This window comes from Candidatus Krumholzibacteriota bacterium, assembly GCA_034520215.1.
In the GTDB taxonomy this organism is placed as follows: domain Bacteria; phylum Krumholzibacteriota; class Krumholzibacteriia; order Krumholzibacteriales; family WJIX01; genus JAGHBT01.
In genome coordinates, this window is sequence record JAXHNR010000001.1 from 521,086 (window position 1) to 536,234 (window position 15,149).

The window sequence follows — 15,149 nt, forward strand, 5'->3', positions numbered from 1 at the left end:
TTTATTTCTCAAAAATCCTTTGAATATTACGTTTCTTCGATTCACGCCGCATCCATATTATAATGCCGAACAATATTACAAGCACAGGTAGTCCCGCTATGTTGAAAGTCTTTACAAATGCTCTTGAACCGGAAGATGTTTCGTCAAGCGGGTTGAACCTCTGCTGTTTGCTTCTCATCGACGCGTATGCCTCTCTGCCGTTGAGTTTGTCTATGAGATTCATTACAAATGTGGAGCTGGGAGCTTTGCCTGTTTCATCGATTATGCTGTTAGCCAGCAGTTCTGAGCTCCCCGTAAGAAAGATTTTGCCCGGTTTTCCGTCGGCAATAAAAGTTTTCTCATTGCTTAGTTCGGTTGGGTTGATTCCGGTTGTTTCTTCCCCGGATTCTTCTTCACCTTCCTCTTTTTCTTCCGCCGGTTTCTCTGGAATTTCTCTGTTTTTAAAATAACTCGGAAATTCTCCTTCCAGAAGCAGGCTTAGAGGATAGCTTCTGAATTTTGAAGGGTCTTGCGGGGGGCGTGTCATCATGGGGTTGAGAGTAATTCCCTCGCTCATCTCCCAGGATCTTTCCGAGGAAGAAAAGAGTATATTCTCCGTGACTCCAATTTCTTCTATCCGTTCTTTAAGGGGGTTCACCGGCGATGCTTTAAGTGTGATTAACGCCTTGATATTTTTCATGAATTCCACGTTGCTGTTGATATTTTTGTTTTTTATAAGAGGAGCGAAATACACTTTCTGTTTTCCGCCGCCGTATCTGCGGGGCATGTTCTGCTCGTAGCATTCCTCGTCGAGAATATAAGAATTGCTTGTTTGTGCCCCATAGTTTGATAAGAGCTTTCCCAGCCCGGTCTTTATGGGCATATAGGTGGGGCGGTTGTTGTATCTTCTCTGCATCTGGTTACCGGATGGCTCAATTTGTTCAAAGGGGTCGAGGAAAAAAGCCACAGATTTTCCACTCATAAGGAACTGATCTATTTCGAAGAGTTCGTACTCGGAAAAATTTTCTTTAGGACCGGCGATAATAAGACAATCTATCCCCTTAGGTATATCATTCTGCTTTAGATCCACTTCAGAGACAGAATAACTTTCTGAAAGAAGAGAGTTGAAATTATCAAGTGAATTTGTTCTGCTCGTTCCATTTCCCTTAAGCGGGGTTGACCCGTGGCTCGTCAGATAACCGATCTTCTTGTTGATATCTATAACGTTATCAATAGCTTCACTTATTGTTTCCTCAATAGTGCTTAGGTCGGCGAGTTGGTATTGAGTTCCGAAAATGGGCATGTTCATAACATTAATCAATTCTATTGTTTCGTATTTCCCTTCGTTAATAACGACGATACCGATTGAACCGTGGCCTTTTTCGATTGTTGTATTTCCCGATTTATCTTCAATCGCCGGCCATCTCAGGGTCATCACATTGTATTTTGACACCTCTTCTTCGAGAGAAGAGTCCTCGGTTGGATTCCGTTTTTCAAAATCCAGCCTTGAGTAATACTTGTCGTTCAGGTTCTCCAGGGCAGACTCAATCTTTTCCGGTATTTGCGGCAGTTCCTCCATATTGATCTCTGGAGCTATCTTTTCCAGAGATGTGGAATAGTACAGTCTGACCGTTATCTGTTCTTCGAGATTGAGAAGAGCGCTTATCTTGTCGTTCATTTTCTCTATTTTCGAAGTAATTTTGTATTCCAGTCCGTCAGTGGATGTAATTGAAGGTATTTTGTCTATGATATCTCCATGAACCATTGCTATCCCCATATATGCTTTTTTGAACTGTACTTCGTCCTGTTCTATGTTCTTGATCTGTACGGGGTATATGCCGTAGCTGTGGGCTAGCTGTTGATTCTTCCTGCTTTCTTCGTTAAGATCACCTTCTTTTACGCTGACATCGTAGAAGCGATAGTTGAAATACTTGTTTGAATTAACAGAATACTCCTCCAGCATGTCACGAAGGTAACGTCTTGTGTTGTTGTGAGGAGCTGGAAGGTCCCTTGTAAAGAAAACATTTACGGTTAGTGGTTCGGAAAGTGTTTTTACGGCTTCTTTGCTGGCCTCAGAAAGTGAATATATCTTTCCCGATGTAAGATCAACTCTGGAAAAGATTGTAATCCCCGCTAAATTAATCAGAATTACTATTACTACGTAAACTAAAAATTTGAAGTATTTGCCCGTTTTTATATTTCTACTCATTACTTCCCCCTTCTACTTTTTCTCCTGCATTACCAGATAGGCTGCGTATAAAGCGATAAAGATAAAGCTTAGAAAATATATTATATCTCTTGAATCTATTATTCCCTTGGTGATGTTGCTAAAATGATATCCCGCTCCGAGCTGCTGGAAAAAACCCAGCATTGACTCAGGAAGGAAAAAGAGCAGGTTATCAATCATTGTCAAAGCGAAACAAATTCCTATGGCTGTAAGCAGCGCGATTATCTGGTTTTTTGTGAGGCCTGACGTGAAGAGTCCTATTGATGTAAACATTGCTCCAAGCAAGATTGCTCCAAGATAGCCGCCCGCTACAGGTCCCCAATCAATGTCTCCCAGCAGAGATACTGAAATCGCGTAGCTCACCGTGGGCAACAGCATAATTACGACGAAGGCCAGGGCGGCGAGGAATTTGCCCGCGATAATATCTTTGATCGAGACAGGAAGAGTGAGCAGTACCTCGTATGAACCGGAGCTCAATTCTTCCGAAAAGAGGTGCATTGTAACAGCTGGTATGATAAATGAAAATGTTATCGGTAAAAGGGAAAAGAAGCTTCTCAATTCCGCCTGGTTATAGAGAAAGAATGTTGAGAAGAAAAACCATCCCGTTACAATCAGAAATATTGATATGACTATGTATGCAATTGGAGATATGAAATATACAGTAAATTCCTTTTTGAATATTTGAGCTATGTTACGCGATTTCAGCATATTTTTTCTCCTTTATTTAATCAAATAGTTCAAGAGTTAATTTTCTTTTGTCAATTCACCGAATATTTTCTCGAGACTCTTAACATCCCTCGTCATTTCAACAAGAACCCAGTCCTGCTCTTTTATTTTTCCGTATATCGATTCTCTGATATCCTTTTCAGTATGACATGAAAGTTTAACTGACAGAATTTCGTTATTTTTTCCAACACTTTCTATGTCCTTGATTTCTTCTATCATGTTAAGCCCGTTGCTTACATCCTCAAATTCCGCGTTTTTGAGTGAAATATTGACTGTATATTCGGTTTTTGTGGATTGTTTGAGTTCATCAGTACTTCCGTCGGCGACGATACTGCCGCGGTTAATAATAACAATTCTGTCACAAGTTGCTTCGACCTCGCTCAGTATGTGAGTGGATAGTATTACTGTTTTTTCTCTTCCGATCTTTTTTATGATATCACGGATCTCAACTATCTGGTTGGGATCGAGGCCAGTTGTCGGTTCGTCAAGCACCAGGATTTCAGGGTCGGCCATTATCGCGTGAGCAAGTCCCACTCGCTGTTTATACCCTTTGGATAGTTCGTGTATGGGACGGTGCATATTTTTTCGCAGGCCGCATATATCAGCCAGTTCAGATAAACGTCTACGTTTCTTCTGTTCCTCTAATCCTCGCACATTCGCAATATAGTCGAGGTATTCATAGACTATCATATTTTCGTAGAGAGGGGCCGATTCGGGAAGGTATCCGATCATTTCTTTTATTTTAAGAATATCTTTTTCAATGGAAAGTCCCCTTGCTTCAATTGTGCCTGTGGTAGGAACAAGATATCCGGTCAGAATCCGCATTGCCGTTGTTTTGCCGGCGCCGTTTGGTCCCAGGAGTCCGAGTATCTGTCCCCTTTCTATTGTAAGGTCAACTTTATTCAGAGCGCAAAGATCCCCATAATACTTCGTCAACTGTTTGAATTCTATCATACCAGAGCTCCTTTTTATTAATATTTATTTTATACTTGTTACAATAATTTTTGATAGATAGTTCCAAAAATTCCAGCTCATATTCATTTAAGTACGTTAAGAAAAAAACCCGATAATTTCAAGATTGCTTATTTTTTCAAGATAATAAAAATAACTTGTCATTTTGTCAAAAAAAATCTAACAATCAGTAAATAGGGATTTTAAGCAAAATTTGCTGACCCCTCAAGTTTTCAAGATCTGAGAAAAGATTTAATAATTTGTTATATAAGTCAAGATTATGGTTAAATTAATCGTTATCAAAAAAGGAGAACGCGCCTTGCGGAAAAATGTGTGCGGTTTAAAGTCTGTTCGAACATTTATTATCACGGTTATATTTTCTTTTTTATGTGCTCAGCAGGTTAGCGGCGCGGGGTCTGGCAGCGTCACGACCGCTGTTACTCGGTCCGGGCGGAGTCGCGGAACTGCTCTTACAAGTGAGACCGCTTCGGCGTTTGCGCGTATAGCCCTCAGGTGCGTGAGGAAGGAGTATCCCGCTAAGCTTTCTCATGTGATGAATGATCGGAGTGAAGTTAAAAGCCCCGCACAGCTGCATCCCGCTTTCAACGGGTGTTTCGATTGGCATTCCTGCGTGCACGCGCACTGGATGATGACGCGCCTGCTTAGGATTTTCCCTGAACTGCCGGAGGCGGACAGTTTACGTTCTGTTCTCGGAAGCACCCTTACAGAGAGAAATATCGAAGCTGAAGTCAGATACCTAAGCCAGCCGGGACGCAAATCATTTGAGCGAATGTACGGCTGGGCGTGGCTCCTTAAGCTTTCCCAGGAGCTTCTTGAGTGTGATGACCCCGCGGCTGAGAGCTGGAGCAGAAATCTTCAGCCTCTGACTGATAATATAGTTGAACGATATCTTTCATTTATCCCTAAGCAGACATATCCGATTAGAAGAGGTGTGCATGCCAATACCGCTTTCGGATTAACATTCGCGCTTGATTATGCCCGGGCGGCGGGTGTTTCTGAATTGGAAGAGTTGATTGTTTCGAGAAGCATAGATTATTTTGCCGATGACCGGAGATGCCCCGGTTCATGGGAACCAGGCGGAGATGATTTCCTTTCACCGTGTCTTATTGAAGCTGATCTTATGAGAAGGGTTTTTAAGCGGGATGAATTCAGAGAATGGTTTCACAACTTTTTGCCGGAACTTAATAAGGGTTATCCTGAAAATCTCCTTAAACCCGCAGTTGTATCTGACAGAAGTGATCCGAAAATAGTTCACCTCGATGGTCTCAACTTGAGCCGCGCCTGGTGCCTCTATGGAATTGCCAAATTCCTTAAAGAAGGAGATCCCGCCCGTAGAATAATATTTGAAGCCGCGGAATTGCACTCTAATGACGCACTCAGCCGCGTTGCGACCGGCAATTATGAGGGAGAACACTGGTTGGCTTCATTCGCGGTTTATATGTACTCTTGTGCCGGCGGCGTGAATAAACGTTAAATTGTCAATAAAAATCATCAGCTATGCTGGACGGTATTAAACCGGTTTTAGATATTTTATTCTTTGTGATGAAATGAGGTTAATTGAAAAGCAAGATAATACGCTATGATTGTTTGCTGTTTTTTACAGCTGCTATCTGGGGATTTGCTTTTGTTGCTCAGCGCGTAGGGATGAAGTACGTCGGGCCGTTTATTTTTAACGGTGTCCGTTTTGCTCTTGCCGCTCTTGTTCTGTTTCCGTTTGTTCTTGTTAGAAGATATAAGTTTGGTTACGGCTGGACGGGAAAAAGAAGACATGTTCTAGTTAGCGGTTTTTTGGCCGGGCTGTTCCTGTTTATCGCGTCATCTCTTCAGCAAGTCGGTGTTGTTTATACAACCGCGGGTAAGGCCGGCTTTTTCTGGAAGAGGCAGGTTGGGGGAAGAACATGGCTCGGAGCTGTGCTGGCTGTTATAGGGCTTTATCTGCTCTCGATTGCGGGGGGGCTTAGGTTGGTCAAGGGGGATATTCTGGTATTTGCGGGAGCCTTCTTCTGGGCCGGACACGTTCTTCTGATCGGTTCCTTCTCAAAAAGTATTGATCCGCTGGTTCTCGCCTTCATTCAGTGCGCGGTATGTTCTCTTTTAAGCCTCGCTGTTTCTATCTTTACAGAAGTGATAAGTTTAACCGCGCTGTACTCAGCGGCAGTGCCGATAATTTACGGAGGAGTTTTCTCCGTCGGAGTTGCTTATACATTTCAGATTCTAGCCCAACGGTACACTCCCGCGGCCCACGCTTCGGTTATTATGAGTTTCGAAGCGGTTTTTGCTGTTTTGGGCGGATGGTTGATATTGGGAGAAGTTCTTTCCCTTCGAGGAATTGCCGGATGTACTCTCATGTTCGCCGGGATGATCATCTCTCAACTGGGCGTGATCGCGGACAGGAGAAGGGGAAAAGCCGGGGATATATGAGAGGTGCTGAAAACACGCCGGCGTTGAATTTTATTCAGCCGCGCGGGACCCGGTTTGCAAGTAGATATAAAAGCAGTTAGTTATTGGTTTCTAAAACATTTGTTTTTAAAAAATAAAAAAAAGGGTTGTATTACCTTTTTGTTGGGGTTAATATGCTGAGGATATCCTTTTAATCCGGTCCGGGAGGCCGGCAAGGGAAGAGAGAGCCAAATACCTCCCGGTGCGGGAGGATTTTTTTTGCCCGGATGCCGGGCTGATTGATTGTTTGAAAATATATTATGGATACAACGTTTTAGTATATGTTGCCCGCTATAAGGAGGTTTTGCATTTGGATATTTTAAGGAAAGCGGTTGTTATGGATGGCACCCAGATTCGCCGCACCATAATGAGAATCGCTCATGAAATTGTTGAGAACAACAGAGGTGTTGGAGATCTTGTTCTGGTTGGGATAAGAAAACGGGGTGTACCTCTGGCTGAACGTATAGCGAGCCTCATCCAGGGATTTGAGGGAGTAGATGTGCCGGTAGGAGCCCTTGATATCACTTTGTACAGAGATGACGTACAGATGATTGCTTCAAATCCTGTAGTCGGCAAAACAGATATCAGTGTGGACATAAATGAGAAGGTGGTTGTTCTTGTTGATGATGTATTATCCACTGGGCGTACTGTTAGAGCGGCTTTAGATGAACTTATCGATTTTGGCAGGCCAAAGGTTATCAGACTTGCCGTTCTTATTGACAGGGGGCACAGAGAATTTCCGATACGAGCGGATTTTGTTGGAAAAAACGTACCTACTTCAAGTCATGAAACTGTCAGGGTGTTTTTAAAGGAAACAGACGGAGAAGAAAGCGTTATCTTGGGAGAAGTTGTTTCCGGAGTAAAAGACGATGAAGGAGAAAAGAGTATAGCTGGAAAGTCAAAGAAGTCCAATGGGACTTCTTCAAATAAGAAGCGAAAGACTTCATCAAAACCCCGGCGCGGTAAATCCGACGGGCGGAAGAAAAAAAGAAAACCCGCCGGAAATAAGGATAAGAAAGGATCAAAAAGAAAACCGGGGTCGAAAAAGAGATAGATATTGTTACTGACGAGAATCAAGTAAGGGGGTAAGGTGCGGTACAATCAAAAGAATCTTCTGGGGCTTGAAGAGCTGTCTTCCGGGGAGATAGAGCTGATTCTGGATACGGCTGATAATTTCAAGGAAGTTTCCGAGAGGGCAATTAAGAAAGTTCCGGCTCTAAGGGGGATAACGATCGCGAACCTCTTTTATGAGCCAAGCACGAGAACTAAAATGAGCTTTGAACTCGCGGAGAAGAGACTCAGCGCGGACATTGTTAATTTCTCGAAAGCTACTTCATCGGTTAAAAAGGGAGAGAGCCTCCGTGATACAGCTGAGAATATCGAAGCTATGAAGGTTGATATTGTTGTCATGCGGCACGGCAGTTCAGGAGCTCACAGATTTCTATCTGAATTTCTCGATGCTTCGATTGTTAACGCGGGTGACGGTCAGCATGAACATCCTACGCAGGCTTTACTTGATATGTTGACTCTCAGGCAGAGATGGGGAACATTAAAAGGGAAAAAAGTAACTATTATAGGGGACATTATGCACAGCAGAGTAGCACGTTCTAATATTTGGGGTTTGACCAGAATGGGGGCGGAGGTTACGGTTTGCGGCCCGCCCACTATGATGCCGCCTGAAGTCGAGAATATGGGCGACGGAGGAGTGAAGATCGAGTACGATCTTAGAAAAGCCGTGGCCGATGCTGACGCGATTAATATTTTGCGTATACAGCTTGAACGTCAGAAAAACAAACTATTCCCCAGTCTAAGAGAGTACTTTGCTGTTTTCGGAGTTTCATCTGAAATTCTTAAAGATGCCAAGAATGATTGTATTGTTATGCATCCGGGGCCTATGAACAGAGGGGTTGAAATAAGTCAGCGTGTTGCCGACGGTGAGCAGGCGGTGATATTGCCCCAGGTAACGAATGGAGTCGCTGTTAGGATGGCGGTTTTATTTCTGATCGCTGGCGGCAGGAGCGGAGAAGCAAAGATAGAAAAGAAATAGTTTCCAAGAAAAAAACTGAGGAGTTTTAATGATCAACAAGTGGAAAAATAAAAGTGAATTCTGGATAGCGGGGGCTAAGCTCGCCGACACTGTAACTCGAACTCTAAAGGCCGGTTCTATTCACATCAAGAGGGGCAGAATTGAAGAAATCGTCTGGAAGAAGAGTGTAGATACAGATCTACCGGTTTTTGATGCTGAAGGATATTTGGTAACGCCTGGCTTTATAGATATTCACAGTCATCTCAGGGAGCCGGGATATGAAGAAAGTGAAACTGTTGCCACCGGTACCGCGGCCGCGGCGGCAGGCGGATATACTTCGGTCGTCTGCATGGCAAATACTGATCCCGCCGTGGATGATCCGAGTGTCGTTCGATATCTTATGGATAAGAATAAAGCCGCGGGTCAGTGCAGGTTATATGTGACAGGAGCGGTCACTAAAGGGCTCGAGGGAAGAGATATAAGCGAGTTTCATCTGTTGAAAGAAGCGGGGATAGTAGCACTGAGTGACGACGGTAAATTTGTCGAGAACGCCAAGGTTATGCGAAGTGCTCTTGAATACGCCCGTATGCTTGAATTACCCATTGTTTCCCACTGTGAAGACCCGAGTCTCGCGAGGGGTGGATTGATGAATGAAGGATATTATTCCACCAAACTGGGACTTTCGGGGATACCGGCAGAGTCGGAGGAAATTGCCGTGGCCAGGGATATATCGCTTGCTGAATTAACCGGCTGCAGGCTTCATATTGCCCACGTGAGTACTTCCGGGTCAGTTCAGCTGATCAAAGACGCTAAAAAGAAGGGTGTTCCTGTTACCGCTGAAGTGACACCACACCATTTGACTATGGATGATTCCATGCTGGAAGATTACGACAGGAACCTGAAGGTTAATCCTCCCCTTAGAACTCAGCAAGACATAAAGGCATTAAAAAAGGCGCTTAAGAATGGAACGATTGATTGTATCGCAACTGACCACGCTCCTCATAATGAGATTTCCAAACAGGTTGAATTCAATTTCGCGCCGCCTGGTATGATCGGACTTCAAACGGCTTTTTCTCATCTCTATACTGAGCTGGTTATGTCCGGCGATCTGGAACTGATAGATCTCGTACGTTTGATGACATCCGCCCCCGCGGAGGTACTGGGTCTTGCCGGAGGAACATTAAACAGCACAGAGCCCGCGGATCTGACAGTTATAGATATTGATGAAGAATGGACATTTAACGGAGAAGTTAACAAATCAAAATCGATGAACACTCCCCTCGCGGACAGAAAATTTAAAGGACGCGTAAAGGGGATATTTTTGGCCGGAAAGTGGAAAAGAACGGGTTGATGGGGGTCGGTTGATCTGCGAAGTGAAGTGACTTGTATTTGTTGGGAGAGTCGGCGGTGAGAGAAGATAAGAAACGTCTAGTTTTGATAATATGTATGCTTATTATTTTTCTGTCCTCCTGCGTTTATTTCAATACTTTGTATAATGCCCGCCGCATTTACAGCGACACGGAGGAAAAACGCCTGCAAAGCAAGTCAAGCACCGGTATGGAGAAGGAATATCAAAGGGTTGTTGTTAAATGCTCGAAGATCCTACAGAATAATCCTGACAGCGGATGGGCCGATGACGCGGCCTTCCTTCTTGGCAAGGCATTGTTCAGGCAGGGTAAGTATAACGAGTCAGCGAAAAAGTTTGAGGAAATATTAGATAATTGGCCCGAAGAAAAATACGCTCCCCTTTCACTCTTCTGGCTGGGGAAAATATATCTAAGCAAGGAAGAATTTAATAAAGCTCTTGAATATACTGCTCGTTTCATTAAAAAATATCCGGAACATGAAATACGTTTTCAGGTAATGCTGCTTGCCGGAGAAATTAGCCTGAAATTAGATAGAAGAAAAGAAGCTCTGGAGTTCTATTCGAAGGTTATCAGGGAAGCTGACAGCGAGGAAGTTGTAGAAAAAGCAACAGCAGAATGCGCCGATTTATACTTTTTGTTCGAAGAATGGAAAGATGCCGCTCGTTTTTATGAAAAAATGCTGCATAAAGGCATTTCATGGGAGAAAAGATACAATTTCTCATTGTCGCTGGGTGAGTGTTACACGAAACTCGAAAGGTGTCGCGAGGCCATTGACTTATATGATAAGCTCTTTGACGAGGTGATCGGGAAGAAGGAAAAAGCTCCGGTATTACTTGGTAAAGCGGCCGGTTACGTGTGCATAGATTCAGTGAGTCTGGCAAAGCGCTTTTATGAAGATATTATTGGAAAATATCCAAAGACACTATTTTCAGCGGAAGCCTGTTATCATCTGGGAATGCTGTTTCACGCGCAGGCAGATTCACTCGAAAAGGCAAAAGAGTATTTCAGTAAAGTGGGAAAAGAAGCTCCGGAATCGCAGTACGCCACCGAAGCTCTAAAGAAATCGAACAGCATAGGACGGTTACTTGAACTGGAAAATGAAGGGGAGAAAGGTCAAACAGATAAGCAGAAAGCTAAGAAGAAATTTTATTCAGCTGAATTACAATTATCACAGTTCGGTAACGTGGAGAAAGCTCTCAGAAATTATCGAGTAGTTCTGGACAGTTTCCCGGAGATTGAGATTAGTCCCAGAGCCGCGTACGCTATTGGTTGGATTTATCAAGAAAAACTGAAACAAAATGATAAAGCTGTAAAGGCCTACAGAGAAGTTATCCTGAGTTTTCCAAGATCTGTACAGGCCTTGGGAGCGATTGAACAGATCGAGTTTTTAGGGGATCTTAAGTTAATGGAAAGACTTCAAGGATATGTTGATTCTGTAAGAGCGTTAAAACCTGACACTTCCCTGAAACAGTCTGATTTTGAGTCTTCTGAAATAACAGACAGCAGTGGTATGCTTAATAACACGGGTGTTAAGGCTGATTCCACAGGAGTGTCTCCTGACACAAGCGGGACGGTAATTCCAGAATCTGCTGATAAAGAACAGAATGGATCAGGGGGAGAATAAAGGGAATAAAGTCTTAATATAGAGGGAGCAGGGATTGAAAAAATCGCCAAAAGGAAGGTACGAAACAGAAGTTATTACCTGCAAAAAGGTTTCACCTTCAAGTTTTATTATTGAATTGTCAAAGCCGGAGAGATTCCCCGGTGCTATGCCTGGACAGTTTATATCCATTAGGGTTAGCGGCGTGAATTTTCCTCTTTTAAGACGCCCTTACAGTATATTGGACATGACAGACGATCATATCGCTCTTCTTGTAAAGATCGTGGGGCGGGGGTCAGAGGCCCTTGCTTCCCTGAAAACGGGGGATCTGGTCGACTTTATAGGTCCGCTCGGAAGCACATATTTTGAGCTGGATAAAGGGACTGACGCGGTTTTTGTGGCTGGAGGCACAGGTCTCGCTCCACTTGTCTTTGCCGCAAGGATGTGGTCGCTGGAGGGAAGAGCGCAAAGAATGGATCTTTTATATGGAACAGATGACAGTTCTGAGGTTCTTGCCGATATCTTCAAAGATGATTTCTCGCAAGTTTACATAGCAACAATAGATGGTTCAAGAGGTTTCGAAGGTAATGTGGTGGAGATGTTTAAGGATCTGACAGAAAGAGGAATCCTGCCGGAAGGGAAATTGTATTCCTGCGGCCCGTCTGGTATGGTAAAGGCACTTGTAAACAGCGGTACACATTCTTTTATTGATCATTATACGTCGCTTGAATCTGTTATGGCTTGCGGTGTTGGCGCCTGCAGAGGTTGTGTTGTTCCTGTAACCTTTCCAAAAGGCGCGAAGTATAAGTCGGTTTGCGGTGACGGAACAGTTTTTAGAGCCGAGGATATAGACTGGGATAATTGGAGAGGGCCAGGTAAAGATTAGCAACATGAGCGGGGGAAAATTACATATCGGCAGCACAATTTTTAAGAATCCTGTTTTTCTGGCTTCCGGCCCCGCGGGCTACGGGATTGAATATGGGGATCTTATAAATCTCGAGAAACTGGGGGCGGTCGTCACAAAGACCATTTCCTTAATGCCGAAGGAAGGGAATCCGGGGGCGAGATTGAAGGAAACTGAATCGGGCCTCCTGAACAGTGTGGGGCTTGAAAATGTCGGAGCGCGAACTTTCTTTAGTGAGAAACTGCCGGAGTTGTTAGACCTTGGTGTGAAACCTGTTGTGAGTCTGGCTTGTGAGGGTAGAGAGAAATATCTCAATCTTTTAGAATTCGCAGCTGAAGAGGATGGAGTTGACGCGGTGGAGTTGAATCTTTCATGCCCCAATGTGGATGAGGGCGGGATGGCCGTCGGAACCGATCCGGAGTCAGTGAGATGGTATGTCTCGAAGGCGAAAGATATTCTTGAAAGTAGTACGGTTCTTGCTAAATTAACACCTAACGTTGGAAATATAGCTGAACTCGCTGTTATTTCCCAGGAGGCCGGCGCCGACGGGGTAACCGCTATAAACACAATTTTAGGTATGGATATCGATCCTGTGACCGGGGAACCTGTTTTTGATAGAATTACCGCTGGTCTTTCAGGTCCGGCAATTATGCCCGTAGCTCTCAGAGCTGTCTGGCAGATTGTTCAGGCGGTGGATATCCCTGTAGTGGGTGTTGGCGGAATATCTTCCGTTAAAGGATCCAGAAAATTTTTCGCCGCCGGCGCTTCAGCTGTCCAGATAGGAACGGCGCTCTTTTATGATCCGGGACTGCCGGAGAGGATTATTGATTCACTTTAGTAACCATTTTGGAATCATGGAAGGATTCGTTTGTGGGCCCAGAAAAGAATATTCCGGAAGTTATAGTGGCTCTGGATGTCGAAAGTGGAACAAAAGCGCTCAAGCTGGTTAATGACCTCAAGGAAAAAATAAGGTACTTTAAACTTGGAAGCAGGATCTTTACTTCTGAAGGGCCGGCTCTAGTTAAGAAAATTAATAGATTGGGGTGCTTGGTTTTCCTTGATCTTAAATTTCATGATATTCCGGCTACTGTAGCCGGGTCGGTAAGAGCGGCTTGCGGCCTGGGAGTAAAGATGCTTACCATCCATACAACAGGCGGGATGGAAATGATGAAAGCCGCAGTGCGGGAGGCCGATAGATTTCAAGAGTCAGGCGGGAGGCGGCCGCTTCTTATCGGTGTAACAATTTTGACCAGTATGTCTGTTGAGGATTTCGAAGTATTTTCTCCCGTCCGGAAAGAAATGTCAAAACTTGTGCTCGAGCTGGCTTTAAAAGCGAATGAGGCCGGTTTGGATGGAATTGTTTCATCAGCCGGGGAAGCGGACAGGGTTAGAAAAGAGTTTGGAGAGGATTTTATTATAGTAACCCCGGGTATAAGACCCTCCGGTCACAGCGAAGATGATCAGAAACGTGTGGCAACACCTAAATCGGCAGCTGAAGCCGGTTCAAGTTTCCTGGTTGTCGGGCGCCCCGTATATGAGGCTTCTTCTCCGCCTCAGGCAGTTGAATCAATCTTGCGTGAACTGGAGGAATAACTCAGAATAATGTGGAAAGCCTCGATTATATTTATACTGGTTTATACAGCGCTTGTTCTTACAAAGCATTACCGATGGCTTATTGCCTGGATAGGTATCGCCGCGGCGCTTTTATTTGGAGCTCTTGAAGTCACGGAGATAGCAAGAGGTATTAACTGGAATGTCATAGGGATCTTTGTAGGTTCGCTTCTTTTGGCTGAGGCTTTTGTCTGTTCCAGGCTTCCGGAGACAATATCAGATCATATTATCAACCGGTCACCGAATCTGGGTGTCTCGCTTATGCTGATAATTGTTTTTGCCTCTATTTTCTCTATATTCATGGACAATGTAGTAACTGTTTTGATGGTAGCGCCAATAGCCCTGGAAGTGACAAAAAAGGCAGATGTTTCGCCCGTTCCGGTTATAATAGGTATCGCCATATCTTCAAATCTGCAGGGTATGGCAATACTTATAGGTGATACTCCCAGTATGATTCTCGCTGCCAGAGCCCACATGGATTTTCTTGATTTCTTTTTCTACAATAGTTCAATGTCGTCATATATGACTGTGAAGATTGGGATATTCTGGTTGGTTCAGCTGGGAGCTTTAGCAGGTTTCGTCGTCCTCTATTATTATTTCAGAGGGGAAAAAAGGAAGGTGGAGTCAATAGCGGTAACATCGGTTAAAAGCTGGGTCCCCGTCATTCTTCTGGCGCTCGCGATTGTTATGCTTTCACTCGCCAACTTTATAGATCCCGACTTTGTCTGGTTCAGCGGTGTTTCCTGTGTCTTAACTGGGGGAATGTCATTTCTGTATGTTAGAATAAGAAAGCTTCACAGGGAAATCAATGCTTCTCTGAAATTTGATTGGGAAACTGTACTCTTTCTTTCCGCGGTTTTCGTCCTCGTGTATATGCTCGAAAAAAGAGGTGTAGTGGCCGCTCTAGTGAATCAGCTTGATATTCTTGAAAGTGCAAGCCCCTTCGTCGTTCTTACGGCTATTGTCTGGGTATCTGTCCTTGTTTCCGCTTTTATAGACAATGTACCATATATTACAGCTGCTTTGCCCGTTGTCCAGGGATTGGCAAAAACTCTCGGAGTTCACCCGGAGCTGCTAGTTCTCGGCGTTCTTATTGGTTCGTGTATGGGGGGGAATATCACACCGATAGGTGCCGCGGCTAATCTTACAGCTATAGGTATTCTTAGAAGAGAGGGGAGGCCTGTTTCATTTGCCGCCTTCGTAAAGATAGGGCTGCCGTTTACACTTGCGGCTACTCTCGCCGCTTATATTGCCCTTTACTTTGTTTATCGTTAAATCGGGAAAATCCCACGGTTTAA

The 15,149-nt window shown here is 44.2% G+C and carries 12 protein-coding genes and 1 pseudogene; 10 read left to right on the forward strand and 3 right to left on the reverse strand.

Features of this window, described 5'->3' with window-relative positions; genetic code table 11:
* Position 1 precedes the first annotated feature (1 nt).
* Genes U5O15_02160 through U5O15_02170 form a run of 3 tightly spaced genes read right to left on the reverse strand, consistent with a single transcriptional unit; the run spans position 2 to position 3,886 of the window.
* On the reverse strand, positions 2-2,188 hold the full coding sequence (locus U5O15_02160) for a Gldg family protein (GenBank protein MDZ7859468.1): 2,187 nt from the start codon (positions 2,186-2,188) through the stop codon (positions 2-4).
* 12 nt (positions 2,189-2,200) lie between these two features.
* Complete coding sequence (locus U5O15_02165) at positions 2,201-2,914, reverse strand: ABC transporter permease subunit (GenBank protein MDZ7859469.1); 714 nt, start codon at positions 2,912-2,914, stop codon at positions 2,201-2,203.
* A 36-nt stretch (positions 2,915-2,950) separates the two neighbouring features.
* Positions 2,951-3,886, reverse strand: a complete 936-nt coding sequence (locus U5O15_02170) for an ATP-binding cassette domain-containing protein (protein MDZ7859470.1) — start codon at positions 3,884-3,886, stop codon at positions 2,951-2,953.
* A 499-nt stretch (positions 3,887-4,385) separates the two neighbouring features.
* Between U5O15_02170 and U5O15_02175 the strand changes: the two genes are divergently transcribed.
* The 10 genes and pseudogenes from U5O15_02175 to U5O15_02220 all read left to right on the forward strand — a co-directional run bounded on the left by U5O15_02175 (position 4,386) and on the right by U5O15_02220 (position 15,126).
* On the forward strand, positions 4,386-5,378 hold the full coding sequence (locus tag U5O15_02175; protein ID MDZ7859471.1) for a DUF2891 domain-containing protein: 993 nt from the start codon (positions 4,386-4,388) through the stop codon (positions 5,376-5,378).
* An 83-nt stretch (positions 5,379-5,461) separates the two neighbouring features.
* Positions 5,462-6,325 (forward strand): DMT family transporter, encoded by an 864-nt coding sequence (locus tag U5O15_02180; GenBank protein ID MDZ7859472.1) that lies wholly within the window; start codon positions 5,462-5,464, stop codon positions 6,323-6,325.
* Between the two features lie 355 nt (positions 6,326-6,680).
* Positions 6,681-7,190: pseudogene (gene pyrR, locus U5O15_02185) on the forward strand (bifunctional pyr operon transcriptional regulator/uracil phosphoribosyltransferase PyrR).
* A 243-nt stretch (positions 7,191-7,433) separates the two neighbouring features.
* Complete coding sequence (locus tag U5O15_02190; protein MDZ7859473.1) at positions 7,434-8,390, forward strand: aspartate carbamoyltransferase catalytic subunit; 957 nt, start codon at positions 7,434-7,436, stop codon at positions 8,388-8,390.
* Positions 8,391-8,418: 28 nt separating this feature from the next.
* Positions 8,419-9,720 carry a dihydroorotase gene (locus tag U5O15_02195; protein ID MDZ7859474.1) on the forward strand — a complete coding sequence of 434 codons (1,302 nt, stop codon included), beginning with the start codon at positions 8,419-8,421 and terminating at the stop codon, positions 9,718-9,720.
* A 56-nt stretch (positions 9,721-9,776) separates the two neighbouring features.
* Positions 9,777-11,360, forward strand: coding sequence for a tetratricopeptide repeat protein (locus tag U5O15_02200; protein MDZ7859475.1), 1,584 nt, complete (start codon positions 9,777-9,779; stop codon positions 11,358-11,360).
* A gap of 34 nt (positions 11,361-11,394) precedes the next feature.
* Positions 11,395-12,222 (forward strand): FAD-binding oxidoreductase, encoded by an 828-nt coding sequence (locus tag U5O15_02205; protein ID MDZ7859476.1) that lies wholly within the window; start codon positions 11,395-11,397, stop codon positions 12,220-12,222.
* Positions 12,223-12,226: 4 nt separating this feature from the next.
* Positions 12,227-13,078: a dihydroorotate dehydrogenase gene (locus U5O15_02210; GenBank protein MDZ7859477.1), complete on the forward strand. Its 852-nt coding sequence runs from the start codon at positions 12,227-12,229 to the stop codon at positions 13,076-13,078.
* A gap of 8 nt (positions 13,079-13,086) precedes the next feature.
* Entirely contained in the window at positions 13,087-13,833 is a 747-nt protein-coding gene (gene pyrF / locus U5O15_02215; protein ID MDZ7859478.1) for an orotidine-5'-phosphate decarboxylase, read from the forward strand.
* Between the two features lie 9 nt (positions 13,834-13,842).
* Positions 13,843-15,126, forward strand: coding sequence for an SLC13 family permease (locus tag U5O15_02220; protein ID MDZ7859479.1), 1,284 nt, complete (start codon positions 13,843-13,845; stop codon positions 15,124-15,126).
* Positions 15,127-15,149 lie beyond the last annotated feature (23 nt).